Source organism: Anaeroglomus insulsum (assembly GCF_050689095.1).
GTDB classification, from domain to species: domain Bacteria; phylum Planctomycetota; class Phycisphaerae; order Sedimentisphaerales; family Anaerohalosphaeraceae; genus Anaeroglomus; species Anaeroglomus insulsum.
The window spans coordinates 152727-166393 of record NZ_JBOGCL010000001.1 but is presented as its reverse complement, the minus strand read 5'-3'; the positions used below and the strand labels follow the sequence as shown (position 1 = coordinate 166393).

The following is a 13667-nucleotide window of genomic DNA, read 5'->3' as shown; positions in this document are numbered from 1 at the left end:
GTAACCAGAACCAGGAATATCAGGAGGTTATTAACAGATGGCTAAAGACGTATTTGTAAGAAAGAAACCTCACGTAAACGTCGGAACAATCGGTCACGTGGACCATGGTAAGACGACTCTGACTGCTGCGATCACGAAGGTGGCCAGCCTGATGGGTTTGTCGAAGTTTAAATCTTATGATGATATCGCCAAGGCGTCCGAATCTCAGGGCCGCCGCGATGATTCGAAGATTTTGACGATTGCGACAGCTCACGTGGAATATGAATCCGACACGCGTCACTATGCACACGTCGATTGCCCCGGTCACGCCGACTATGTGAAGAACATGATTACCGGTGCTGCCCAGATGGACGGTGCGATTCTGGTGATCAGTGCTTACGATGGTCCGATGCCTCAGACCCGTGAACACATCCTGCTGGCCCGTCAGGTGAACGTGCCCAAGATTGTGGTCTTCCTGAACAAAGTCGATTTGGTTGATGATCCGGAACTGATTGACCTGGTTGAAATGGAAGTTCGTGACTTGTTGAACAAGTATAATTTCCCCGGCGACGAGACCCCGATTGTCCGCGGTTCGGCCGTGAAGGCGATGAAGGCAGAGTCAGCCGATGATCCGGCCTGCGAGCCCCTTAAGCAGCTCTTGAAGGTTTTGGATGAATATGTTCCGGTTCCGGAGCGTGAAGTTGACAAGCCCTTCCTGATGCCGATTGAAGACGTGTTCAGCATCAAAGGCCGCGGTACTGTGGGTACGGGTCGTATCGAACGCGGCGTGGTGAAAGTGGGCGACGAAGTTGAAATCATTGGTCTGGTGGAAGAGACCCGCAAGACGACCGTGACCGGTGTTGAGATGTTCAACAAGACGCTGAATGAAGGTCAGGCCGGTGATAACGTCGGCGTGCTTCTGCGTGGCGTTGAAAAGAAAGACCTCGAACGCGGTATGGTTCTTGCCAAACCCGGTTCGATTACACCGCACACCAAGTTTGTCGGTGAAGTGTATGTGCTGACCAAGGAAGAGGGTGGTCGTCATACCCCGTTCTTCCCGGGCTATCGTCCGCAGTTCTTCTTCCGGACGACCGACGTTACCGGTTCGATTACCGCCATTCGTAGCCGTGAAGGCAAGGCCGCCGAAATGTGTATGCCCGGCGACAACATCGAAATGGAAGTGGAAATCGGTTCCAAGATCGCGATGGAAGAAGGTCTTCGGTTTGCAATTCGCGAAGGCGGCAGAACTGTCGGCGCCGGCGTTGTGACCAAGATTCTTGCATAATTGAACGACAAGACCCTGGGGCGTCGAGAGTCTCGACGCCCCATTTTATCCCTTTCGGGACATGTGGACCGTGCGGGATAGTCTTTTAGAGAGGCATAGCATAATGGCAAAGATGCAAAAACGAGAATGGGTGTGGCTTGAGTGCAAAGACTGCGGCGATCGCAATTATCGCACGCCGGTCAATGTGCAGGGCGGCACGCCGAAGATCGAGCTGGTAAAATACTGCAAACGCGAACGGAAACGAACCGTTCATAAGATCCGCAGGAAGTAACCGCATCACCGTGCGATTCCGGTAACGAAGTGGTTATCGGATATAGGTCAGTAGCTCAATTGGCAGAGCAGCGGTCTCCAAAACCGCAGGTTGGGGGTTCGACTCCCTCCTGACCTGGTGAGACAGTTGAGCTGCCATCTGGGGATTTGCAGCAGATGGGCTGGATTCGGCTGAAACGGAACAAAAACGGTTAAGGGTAGAATACGACGATGAAGAATCTGAATATATACAAGCGCGGTCAGGCGAAAAATACACGTCTGTGGACGGGGATATCCGCGTTTGTGATCTGCGCTTATGGATGTTTTGTGCTTCACCAGAAACTGGCGACACTGAATAATATTTGGGTGGAGACACTGATTCCATTTGGGCTTTGTGCCGTATTGGGGGGGACGATTGCCTGGCTGATGAATAAGCCCTCGGTCGCGGACTTTCTGATTTCTTCGGAAGGGGAGATCAAGAAAGTCAGCTGGTCCACCCGCAAAGAGCTTATCAGTTCCACCACGGTGGTGATTGTTGTGATGCTGGCAATCTCGATTTTCCTGTATCTGGTGGATATGGGATTTGTTTGGACGTTTGATAAGATCGGGCTTTATTAATCGGAACGATCCCTGCAGGAACGCCAAGGAATATTATGTATTGGTACGTATTACGAGTTGCATCCAATAAGGAAGAACAGGTTCGGGATACTCTGGCCCGCAAAATGGAAGTGGACGGGATCAAGAGTGTGGGGCGGATCATGGTGCCCACCGAGCAGATCAAGCGCATTCGCGGCGGCAAGCAGCGTGTGATCAAGCGGAAGCTGTATCCGGGCTATGTATTTATGGAATTGGAACCCAAAGAGGACGGCAAGATTCCGGATGATGTCTGGTTTATCATCAAGGAAACCGGCGGTGTGGGTGATTTCATCGGTACCGAAGGAATTCCGACTCCGATGCGCGATACCGATGTGGCCAAGATGCTTAAGGAGGCCGAAAAGCCTGAAGATGCGCCCAATATCAAGGTGGAATTTGCCAAGGGGGATGTGGTCAAAATTCGTGAGGGGGCGTTTGAGAATTTTGAAGGGGTTGTGGATTCGATTGATACCGAGCGTGGTGTGGTGCGAGTCATAGTTACCATATTTGGCCGCAGTACCCCGCTGGATATTGAATACTGGCAAATAGAGAAAGTATAACCTGCCCCACGGATAGAAAGGTTTTACAAGCCCGGAAGCAGGGGCGGGTTAGGCGGCAGTGTTTCGCCGGAATAAACGAAACAATTAAGTTTGATTCAGAATAAAGAAGTAAGGACCTACTATGGCCAAAGAACTGGTAAAAGTGATTAAGCTGCAGGCACCCGGCGGCAAGGCAACGCCGGCGCCTCCGATCGGCCCTGCGCTGGGTCAGCACGGTGTCAACATCGGTCAGTTTGTATCTCAGTTTAATGAGCGTACCCGTGAGTTGAACGGAACGGTCGTTCCGGTTGAAATTTCCGTTTACAGCGACCGGAGCTTTGAGTTCATCGTAAAAAGCCCGCCGGCGTCGGTACTTCTGAAAATGGAAGCCGGGATTGCCCAGGGCAGCGGTGTACCCAACAAGGAAAAAGTTGGCAAGGTGACCAAGGCTCAGATTCGCAAGATTGCCCAGACCAAGTTTCAGGATTTGAATGCCTATGATCTGGACCATGCGGATCGGATTATCATGGGGACCGCCCGCAGTATGGGCATTGATGTGGTGGATTAACCGAATGTAAAGAGGATTCCGTGTCGGCCGACAGCCCCGTAAAGGCTTGGGTCTGACTGTGCCGGCACAGAATCCTGGTAAACAAATACGCTCACCACGGCGAAACAGTGGAAGCGAAATAAACCGTAATGATTCGCGAGGATAATCATGCAGAAACGAAGCAAGCGTTATACTAACGATGCGAAAAAGGCGGTGCAGGAGCCGTTGAGCCTGCCCCAGGCCGTCAAAAAACTCAAGTCATTTGCGACCACCAAATTTGATCAGTCGGTGGATATTGCTATCCATCTGGGGATTGACTCCAAGATGGCTGACCAGGGGATTCGCGGAGCCATCAGTCTGCCTCATGGTATCGGCAAGGCCCGCCGTGTGATTGCCTTCTGTGAAGACAGTGAAGCCGAAGCCGCCAAAAAGGCCGGTGCCATTGATGCCGGTGCCGATGAGCTGATCAAGAAAGTCAGCGACGGCTGGACGGACTTCGATGTCGCGATTGCATCCCCGAAAATCATGGGCAAAGCCGGCAAACTGGGTAAGGTGCTGGGGCCTCAGGGCAAAATGCCATCTCCGAAAAATGGGACTGTGACCGCGGATGTCATTACTGCGATCAAGGAGTTTGCGGCTGGCAAGGTTGAATTCCGCAATGATGCCGGCGGCAATGTGCATGCGGTGGTCGGCAAGCTGAGTTTTGAAGAAGCCAAGTTGGCCGAGAATATTCAGGCTTTTATTGACCATATCAAACGGATGCGGCCTTCGTCGGTCAAAGGGGCGTATATCAAGAAGATCAGCCTTTCGGCGACCATGAGCCCCGCCGTCCTGCTGGAAAACGTATAAATTCAGACAACCCGGCCATTGGCCTATTCTCAATAAAGAGGTGAACTATGAGTTATGCAGTAAAAGGATTAGTTCAGAACGAATATACCAAGCGATTTCACGGTGTGAATTCGTTTATCGTGCTTCAGACCATCGGCATCAACGGCATTGACAATAACAAGATGCGCGGCGATCTGAAGAAAAAAGGCGTGAAGATGATGGTTGTCAAAAACAGCCTGATGCGTCGTGCCCTGGAATCGCTGGGACATCCCAAAGGCGGTCAGTTATTTGACAGCGGTCCCTGTACGGTTGCTTTTGGCGGGGACAGCATTGTCGATGTCGCCAAAACGCTGGAAACGTGGCTTCAGAAGAATAAGATGCTGACCATTAAAGGCGCGTATGTTGAAGGCGAGGTTCTGAATGCTGCGGCGACCAAGGGATTGTCCAAGATGCCGACCCGGGCGGAACTGCAGGCCCGAATTGTTCAGATTACCAAGACGCCCGGTGCTACCATCGCCGGCTGTCTGGCGGGTCCTGGCAGTGTTATCGCCGGCTGCGTGAAAACGCTGATCGAAAAGAAAGAGAAAGAAGCGGCATAATATCCCTTTACAGAAGTATCCAAACAGAAATTGAATGCGGTTATCGAGGTTGTCCCGCAGCAGCGGGTTAAAAGGGACGGCGGAGTCCCCACTACCCCGAAACCATAGACCTACAGGAGTAAGTGAAAATGTCTCGTGAGTTTAGCGAACAAATCAAACAGTTGGGCGACCAGATTGTTGCCTTGACCCTGATGCAGGCCAAAGAACTGGCTGACTATCTCAAAGAAGTGCATGGTATCGAACCGGCAGCCGGCGGTGCCGTGATGGTTGCTGGCCCGGCCGCTGCAGGAGGCGGTGAGGCTGCCGCTGCTGCGGAAAAGACCAGCTTTACGGTTATTTTGAAGACCGCAGGCGACAAGAAGATTCAGGTCATTAAAGAAGTCCGCGCATTGACCAATCTGGGGCTGAAGGAAGCCAAGGATCTGGTTGATGGTGCTCCCAAGCCGGTCAAGGAAAATGTCAGCAAAGAAGAAGCCGAAGCCGCCAAGAAACAGTTGGAAGAGGCCGGTGCAGTGGTTGAAATTCAGTAAATCCAGAGTACTTTGATTCGGTTTGAAACGTTGTAGTGAGGCGAATAGAATTGGCCTTGGAATGGTTTTCAAAACCGGTTGAAAAAAAATTGAACATGTAATGAATCCTGCGGCAGGCGAACCTTGAAAACAAGGTTCGCCTGGCCGAAAGGATTTTGTTTGTTGATGCAATAATATCGGACGTGATGACTCCAGCTTTATGTGGAGTCATATATCAAGGCAATAAAGCCAACGGAGAGTTGTCGAATGACATCATTAAACATCCGTCATTTTCGTAATTTCGGCAAAATTGGCGATGCAGTTGAGGTTCCGAACCTGATTGAGGTTCAGCTTGCCAGTTACGAGCGGTTCCTGCAACAGGATCAGCCGTGGGATGCCCGCCCTAACAAGGGCCTGGAGGCCTTATTCCGTGAAGTGTTCCCGATTGTCAGCTATGACAAGACGATGGAACTGGAATATTTGGGCTATGAATTGGAGCCACCGCGTTATAGTATCGAACAATGCCGGGAATTGCGGTTGACCTACGGGTATCCGCTGAAGGTGCATTGTCGGCTGAAGCGAAAGGATATGGAAGATATCGCAGAGCAGGCCATCTATCTGGGAGAGATTCCGGTGATGATTGGCGGCGGCGAGTTTATAATTAACGGGGCCGAGCGTGTGATCGTGAATCAGCTGCACCGCAGCCCCGGCGTGGATTTTGTGATTGACAGCAAAGACGGCGACCGGATTCTGCATGGGGCCAGGATTATTCCCGAACGCGGCAGCTGGATTGAGATGTCGGTCACTCGCAAAGATGTCCTGGTGATTCGTATTGATCAATCCAGCAAGATTCCTGCCACGACGTTTTTGCGTGCGATGAGTCCGGACTATGGGCGGACGGATGTGCTGCTGCGGCTGTTTTACCCGACCCAGAGCGTCAAGACCAAAAAGCTGGAGCCGACGATGTGGGCGGTTGGCCCGATTGTGGATACTGAAACCGGTGAAATTCTGGTGGAAGCGGGTGCCCAGCTGGGAGATGCGGTGGGCCGGATTCAGGCCAGCGGACTGGACAGTGTGGAGGTGATTACTGAAGTTGGCGACGCCCTGATTTTGAATACCCTTGCCGACGACGGCTGCGAGGGCCACGAAGAGGCGCTGATGAAGATTTATGCCCGGCTGCGTCCCGGCAACCCGGCTAACCTCGAAAAAGCCAAGCTGTTGTTCGAAGAGAAATTTTACGACCTGAACCGGTATCGTCTGGGGGCGGTTGGGCGGTTTAGATTGAACCGCAAATTCGGGCTGAATGTGAATGAAAACGAAATGTCGCTGAAGCCTGAAGATTTTCTTTATACGATGAAATATATTCTGGGGCTGCGCAATAACCAGGGCGATCTGGATGATATCGATCATTTGGGCAATCGCCGTCTGCGTACGATTGATGAGCTGGCTGCTGCGGAAATCCGCAAGGGATTACTGAAGCTTCGCCGGACAGTCCAGGAGCGGATGAGCTCCAAAAGCCCCGACGAAGTGGCTCGGATTGCCGACCTGGTCAACAGCAAGAGTGTCTCGTCCAGCATCGAATTTTTCTTTGGTCGCGGCGAGCTGAGCCAGGTTGTGGACCAGACAAACTCGTTAAGTCAGTTGACCCATGAACGTCGTTTGAGTGCTTTGGGGCCTGGCGGTTTGAACCGCAAGCGTGCCGGCTTTGAAGTTCGCGACGTCCATATCAGCCATTATGGGCGTGTCTGCCCGATTGAGACGCCGGAAGGCACCAATATTGGTCTGATTGTGTCGTTGGGGATATTCTCCAAGGTGGATGAATATGGTTTTCTGGTCACGCCGTACCGGAAGGTCAAAGATAAAAAAGTGCTCGATGAAATTGTGTATATGCGAGCCGACGAGGAAATGAAGTCGGTTTTTGCTCCGCCGAGCATGATTGATCCGGCCACACAGACCCTGCGTGACGGGATGGTGCTGGCCCGGAAAAACGGCGAACTGACCCAGGTTGACAGTTCGGAAGTGCAGTATGTGGACGTATCCCCCAAGCAGATGGTGGGTGTTTCTGCAGCGCTGATTCCGTTTTTGGAGCATGATGATGCCAACCGCGCTCTGATGGGGTCCAACATGCAGCGTCAATCGGTTCCGCTGCTTAAGACGGAAATTCCGCTGGTGGGAACGGGAATGGAAGAACCGGTTGCCCGCAATTCCAGCATGGTGGTTCGGGCTCGCAAAGATGGGACTGTAACCGCGGTTGATGCCACGCACATTGTGATCGACGGTGCGGATGAATATGAACTGCTGAAATTTAAAGGTCTTAACGAACGGACCTGTCTGAATCAGACGCCGATTGTGACGCTGGGCCAGAAGGTCAAGAAGGGCCAGGTGATTGCCGACGGCGGTGCCAGTCAGAACGGCGTTCTGGCTCTGGGGCGCAATGTGCTGGTGGCGTTTGTGCCGTTTGACGGGTATAACTTTGAAGATGCTATTTTGATCAGTGAAAGGCTCGTCAAGGACGATGTCTTCACCAGTATTCATATTGACGAATTCAGCGTGGAAGTGCGTGAAACCAAGCTGGGTCGCGAAGAATTTACACGGGATATCCCCAACGTCAGCGAAAAGGCGCTGCGGAATCTGGATGAGAACGGTATCGTGCGGGAGGGGACCCGCGTGGCCCCGGGCGATATCCTGGTCGGCAAGGTCTCGCCCAAGAGCAAGACGGAACTGACCCCGGAAGAAAAACTGCTGCATGCGATTTTCGGCCGGGCCGGCGAAGATGTCAAGAACGATTCGCTGGAAGTGCCCAGCGGCTATGAAGGTGTGGTGATCAAAACCCGCCGCTTCATGCGGAAGGGGGCCGGCACCGAAGAACAGCGCAAGGCCTATAAAGATCAGATCAAGAAATACGAACAGGAAATGATTGTCAAAGAATGCACCCTGTTCAAAGATATGATGGCGCAGATTCACAATGAGCTGGGCCTGGATGTAGTTGACCCCAATACCCGCCAAAAGGTTGGTGCCAGCGATGATATCGCCGTGATTTACGAACAGATCGAAACGTTCGATATCAACTGGGTTAAGCCGGCCCAGATGCGTGAGGCGGCTCAGAAGATCGTTGATTTGTTCTGGCCGCGGCTTCTTCAGCTTCAGGACGAAAAGAAGCGTGAACTGGAACGGATGAAGCATGGTGACGAACTGCCCAGCGGGGTACTGGAAATGGTCAAGGTCTATATTGCGACCAAACGGACCCTGTCGGTTGGCGATAAGATGGCGGGTCGTCACGGTAACAAAGGTGTTATTGCCAAGATTATGCCCGAAGAGGATATGCCGTTCCTGGAAGACGGGACGCCGGTGGATATCTGTCTGAATCCGCTGGGTGTACCCAGCCGTATGAACGTCGGTCAGATTCTGGAAACACACCTGGGCTGGGCAGCCAAAGTGCTGGGCTTTAATGCCATTACGCCGGTGTTTGACGGGGCCACTGAAGAAGACATCATCAATCTGACGCGTGAAGCCAATGAGCATGTGGCCAGACGGATGAAGGAACTGGAAGCCCAAAAACAGGTTCCTCCGGCCAAAGAAATCTTCGCCCAGGTTCCGCTGGACAGCCTCAAGTCGCGGATTTACGACGGGCGTACCGGCGAGCCCTTTGATCAGAATGTTACGGTTGGCTATATGTATATGTTGAAACTGCACCACCTTGTGGATGACAAGATTCACGCTCGCTCGACAGGGCCCTATAGTCTGATCACCCAGCAGCCGCTGGGCGGCAAGGCCCGTACCGGTGGTCAGCGTTTTGGGGAAATGGAAGTGTGGGCGCTGGAAGCCTACGGCGCTGCCTATACGCTGCAGGAATTGCTGACGGTCAAGAGCGATGACATTGAAGGCCGCACCAAGATTTACGAGTCGATGGTTAAAGGCACCAATACGCTGGAGGCCGGCACTCCGATTTCGTTTGATGTGTTGTGTAATGAAATTCGGGGTCTGGGTTTGAACATCCAGCTGGAAAAGAAACGAGTTGGCATGCCTCAGCTGTAAATGCGGCTGTCTGGTGAGTGGAAAAAAGAAGACGTGCATCCCATGTGTTTCAGCCGGGCCAGAGCCTGGAAGGTCTGACATGTTGGCAGGCCGCCACAGCTCCGGCAGATGAAATTAAGGGAATACAATAGATTGGAGTTGGTCCTGATATGGTGGAATCGATTTACGATCGAATAAATGATTACGGTTCGGTGAAGATTACGCTGGCAAGCCCCAATGATATTCGCAGTTGGTCATTTGGCGAGGTCAAGAAGCCAGAAACGATTAACTATCGAACGTATCGTCCGGAAAAGGACGGGTTGTTCTGTGAGCGTATCTTTGGCCCGGAACGCGACTGGGAGTGCGCCTGCGGCAAATACAAAGGCACCAAATTTAAAGGGATTATTTGTGATCGCTGCGGTGTGAAAGTGACCCACAGCCGTGTCCGTCGGAAACGCATGGGGCACATCAATCTGGCCGCTCCGGTGGTGCATATCTGGTTTTTTAAGGCGATGCCCAGCCGTCTGAGCACCCTGCTTGGGATGAAGACCTCGGATATCGAAAAGATCGTTTATTTCCAGGATTACGTTGTGGTCGATCCCGGCCAGAGTCCGCTGAAGCTGCGGCAACTGCTGACGGAAGATGAATACCGCGAGGCAATCAACAAATATGGTCCTTGTTTTAAGGCCTCGATGGGCGCGGAGGCGATCAAAGAACTGCTCAGCAAGCTGGATCTGAATTCGCTGGCGGTTGAGCTTCGAACCCAGATTACCGAGACCAGCAGCAAGCAGAAAATCAAAGACCTCAGCAAACGGCTCAAACTGGTCAACAGCATCCGGAACAGTGAAAACAAGGCTGAATGGATGGTTCAGGATGTAATTCCGGTGATTCCGCCGGATTTACGGCCTCTGGTGATGCTGGAAAGCGGCAATTTCGCCACCAGCGATCTGAACGACCTGTATCGCCGGATCATCAACCGTAACAATCGTCTCAAGAAGCTGATAGACCTAAATGCCCCGGAAGTCATTATCCGCAACGAAAAGCGCATGCTCCAGCAGGCGGTGGATTCGCTGTTTGATAATGGTCGTTGCCGTCGTCCGGTTCTGGGCAGCAATAACCGCCCCCTCAAGAGCCTGACAGATATGATCAAAGGCAAGCAGGGGCGTTTCCGCGAAAACCTGCTGGGCAAGCGTGTGGACTATTCCGCCCGGTCGGTTATTGTTGTGGGGCCACACCTGAAATTGTATCAGTGCGGTCTGCCCAAGCGCATCGCACTGGAACTGTTCCAGCCGTTTATTATTCGCAAGCTCAAAGACCGTGGCTATGCTGATACCATCAAGAGTGCCAAGCGGATGCTGGAGCGGCGGGAAGAACACGTCTGGGATATCCTGGAAGAAGTGATTCATCAGCACCCGGTGCTGTTGAACCGTGCTCCGACCCTGCACCGAATGGGTATTCAGGCATTTGAACCGGTGCTGGTGGAAGGGAATGCGATCATGCTGCATCCGCTGGTCTGTCATGGCTTTAATGCCGACTTTGACGGTGACCAAATGGCTGTTCACCTGCCGCTGAGCATTGAAGCGCAGGTTGAGACGCATACCCTGATTCTGGCGACCAACAACATTTTCTCGCCGGCCAGCGGTTCACCCATGCTGGGACCGTCCCAGGATATGGTTCTGGGTAATTTTTATATTACGCATATTGCCGACAAGCAGCCGGGTGAAGGAATGGTGTTCCGCGATATCAATGAAGCGATTACCGCGCTGGATATGGGTAAGGTTGCCATTCATGCCAAAGTCAAGGTCCGGATTCCCGAAGGCAAGAAGGTGCTGGGTGAAAACGGGGTTGAAAAAGGCCCTGTGATTACGACCACGCCAGGCCGGTGTTTGTTTAATGATATTCTCGATGCACGGATGCCGTTCTATAACATGACCCTCGACAAGAAGAAGCTGGGGAATGTCATCCAGGATTGTTATGAATATGCCGGCGCCAAGGCCACCCTGGAGCTGCTGGATAACATGAAGGAACTGGGCTTTAAGCGGGCGACGCTGTCGGGGATGAGTTTTGGTCTGATTGACCTGCGAATTCCGCCGGAAAAACATAGTATTATCGAGATGACCCAGAAAAAGTGCGACAAGATCGTCAAGAATTTCCAGATGGGTGTGTTGACCGAAGGCGAACGCTACAATCAGATTATCGATGCCTGGACCCATGCCCGTGTGGCCGTGACCAACGCGATGATGAACGCGATGAAAAATGATACCCGCAACGGCAAGCCCTATCTGAACCCCATCTGGGTGATGAGGCATTCAGGGGCCCGCGGCAGTATCGACCAGATTCAGCAGTTGGCGGGTATGCGTGCGTTGATGGCCAAGCCCAGCGGTGAAATTATTGAAACGCCCATTAAATCGAACTTCCGCGAAGGCCTCAATGTGCTGGAGTATTTCAGTTCGACACACGGTGCCCGCAAGGGACTGGCCGATACGGCATTGAAGACGGCAGACTCCGGTTATCTGACTCGTAAACTGGCGGATGTTGCTCAAAATGTGATGATCAGCGAGCAGGACTGCGGTACCCTGCAGGGGATTACCAAGAGCACTGTGTACAAGGGCGAGACCGTTGATATTGCTCTGAAAAATCTGATTGTCGGCAGAACGGCCCGAGACAATATCCGCAATCCGATTACCGATGAGATGATTGTTCGTGAAAACGAAGTGATTACTCCGGAAGCAGCGGATAAGATCGAGCAGCTCGGACTGGATGCCATTCGTGTCCGCAGTCCGCTGACCTGCGAGAGCAAGGTTGGCGTCTGTGCCAAATGTTACGGTTGGGACCTGAGTACCGGCATGATGGCCGAAGAAGGCCTGGCCGCCGGGATTATTGCGGCTCAATCCATCGGCGAACCCGGTACACAGTTAACCATGAGAACGTTCCATACCGGCGGTATTGCTGCGGTATCGCTGATCGAAACCGATCAGAAGGCAACCCGTGACGGTGTGGTGAAATATATCGAATTAAATGTTGTCGAAGCCGACCATCAGGGAACACTGCAGCGAATTGCACTGCGACGCAATGGTGAAATGGCTCTGGTGGATGACAAAGGACGTGAACTGGAACGGTTCAAAGTACCCTATGGCGGGATCGTGGTGGTCGAAGACGGCCAAAAGGTCAAACGCGGCGACCGGCTGTACGCCTGGGACCCGCACCGCGTTCCTATTCTGGCGGAAGTTCCGGGTTTTGTTCGTCTGGTGGATGTTATCGAAGGCGAGACTATGCGTGTGGACGAAGAGCGCAAGGGTCAGCGTGGTCGACCGGTGGTCATCGAACACAAAGGCGACAAACATCCGCAGGTCATTATCGAAGACGGCGAAGGCAAAATTCTGGATGTTCACTATCTGCCGGCCAAGGCCCGTATTGAAGTGGACGAAGGACAACAGGTTAGTGCCGGTGCACTGCTGGCCCGGTTGCCCCGCGGCGGAGGCGGCACACAGGACATTACCGGCGGTCTGCCGCGTGTGACCGAAATCTTTGAGGCACGCAAGCCCAAAGATCCGGCTGCGATGGCGGAAATTTCCGGTATCGTCGAGCTTAAGAGTGATAAACGCCGCGGCAAGATGACGATTATCGTTCGTAATGAAAGCGGTATGGAAAAGGAACATCACGTGCCGCGTGACCGCCACCTGAACTTCCATACCGGAGACCGAGTGGAAGCGGGAGATGCGCTGACCGATGGGCCGCTGGTGCCGCACGATATTTTGCGAATTAAGGGAGAAGAAGCCCTGCAGCGGTATCTGCTTCGCGAAATTCAGAATGTCTATCGTGCCCAGAGTGTGACGATTAACGATAAGCATGTTGAGATTATTCTGTCTCAGATGATGAATAAGGTGGAAATTGAAACGGTCGGCGATAGCCAGTTCCTGCCCGGTGAGGTGGTGGATAAACTGGATTTCCGTAAAGCAAATGCGGAACTGTCCAACAGCCTGCGGATCAGTGAGCCGGGGGATACGGACCTGAAAGTCGGCCAGCTGGTGACCAAGGAACAGCTCGAAGCGGCCAATGAAAAGGTCGAGATGTTGGGTGGAACCCCTGCCAAAGGCAAGAAGCCCAGACCTGCAACGGCAACAACGCTGCTGTTGGGTATCACCAAGGCCTCACTGCAGTCGGACAGCTTTATTTCAGCGGCCAGCTTCCAGGAAACAACAAAAGTCTTGACGGAAGCGGCATTGTCAGGTAAAATCGATGATTTGCTGGGTTTGAAAGAAAATGTCATTCTGGGACACTTGATTCCGGCCGGCACGGCGTTCAAGAAATATTTGGATGCCAGGGTCAAGCACTTGGGCGAACCTCCGGTGCCCAAGCAGCTTGAAGAATTGCGTCAGGCCAAGGAAGCCGAGGCCGCTGCAGATAAGGCGGTGAAAGCGGCGCTGGGGCTTGAATAGGATGGCAAAAGTGTATAACTTGTTTATTTGCAAGCGCTTAACAAAG

At 52.7% G+C, this 13667-nt stretch carries 10 protein-coding genes and 1 tRNA gene; all 11 read left to right on the top strand.

Annotation, left to right across the window (positions count from 1 at the left end; genetic code table 11):
* Window positions 1-37: 37 nt before the first annotated feature.
* Window positions 38-1264 (top strand): elongation factor Tu, encoded by a 1227-nt coding sequence (gene tuf, locus ACQ9LF_RS00705; RefSeq protein WP_462487437.1) that lies wholly within the window; start codon window positions 38-40, stop codon window positions 1262-1264.
* A gap of 103 nt (window positions 1265-1367) precedes the next feature.
* Window positions 1368-1535 (top strand): 50S ribosomal protein L33, encoded by a 168-nt coding sequence (gene rpmG / locus ACQ9LF_RS00700; RefSeq protein WP_462487436.1) that lies wholly within the window; start codon window positions 1368-1370, stop codon window positions 1533-1535.
* Window positions 1536-1579: 44 nt separating this feature from the next.
* Window positions 1580-1652, top strand: a tRNA-Trp gene (locus ACQ9LF_RS00695).
* A 92-nt stretch (window positions 1653-1744) separates the two neighbouring features.
* A complete protein-coding gene (gene secE / locus ACQ9LF_RS00690; RefSeq protein WP_462487435.1) occupies window positions 1745-2131 on the top strand; it encodes a preprotein translocase subunit SecE in 387 nt (128 codons plus the stop codon).
* Window positions 2132-2166: 35 nt separating this feature from the next.
* A complete protein-coding gene (gene nusG, locus ACQ9LF_RS00685) occupies window positions 2167-2706 on the top strand; it encodes a transcription termination/antitermination protein NusG (RefSeq protein ID WP_462487434.1) in 540 nt (179 codons plus the stop codon).
* Between the two features lie 121 nt (window positions 2707-2827).
* The gene (rplK, locus tag ACQ9LF_RS00680; protein WP_462487433.1) at window positions 2828-3253 is read left to right on the top strand and encodes a 50S ribosomal protein L11; all 426 of its coding nucleotides are present in this window, start codon (window positions 2828-2830) and stop codon (window positions 3251-3253) included.
* Between the two features lie 147 nt (window positions 3254-3400).
* Window positions 3401-4081, top strand: a complete 681-nt coding sequence (gene rplA, locus ACQ9LF_RS00675; protein ID WP_462487432.1) for a 50S ribosomal protein L1 — start codon at window positions 3401-3403, stop codon at window positions 4079-4081.
* Between the two features lie 47 nt (window positions 4082-4128).
* Window positions 4129-4659 carry a 50S ribosomal protein L10 gene (gene rplJ / locus ACQ9LF_RS00670; RefSeq protein WP_462487431.1) on the top strand — a complete coding sequence of 177 codons (531 nt, stop codon included), beginning with the start codon at window positions 4129-4131 and terminating at the stop codon, window positions 4657-4659.
* 128 nt (window positions 4660-4787) lie between these two features.
* Complete coding sequence (gene rplL / locus ACQ9LF_RS00665) at window positions 4788-5189, top strand: 50S ribosomal protein L7/L12 (RefSeq protein WP_462487430.1); 402 nt, start codon at window positions 4788-4790, stop codon at window positions 5187-5189.
* A 246-nt stretch (window positions 5190-5435) separates the two neighbouring features.
* The gene (gene rpoB, locus ACQ9LF_RS00660) at window positions 5436-9203 is read left to right on the top strand and encodes a DNA-directed RNA polymerase subunit beta (RefSeq protein WP_462487429.1); all 3768 of its coding nucleotides are present in this window, start codon (window positions 5436-5438) and stop codon (window positions 9201-9203) included.
* Between the two features lie 149 nt (window positions 9204-9352).
* Window positions 9353-13621 (top strand): DNA-directed RNA polymerase subunit beta', encoded by a 4269-nt coding sequence (gene rpoC / locus ACQ9LF_RS00655; protein WP_462487428.1) that lies wholly within the window; start codon window positions 9353-9355, stop codon window positions 13619-13621.
* The last annotated feature ends 46 nt before the right edge of the window (window positions 13622-13667 follow it).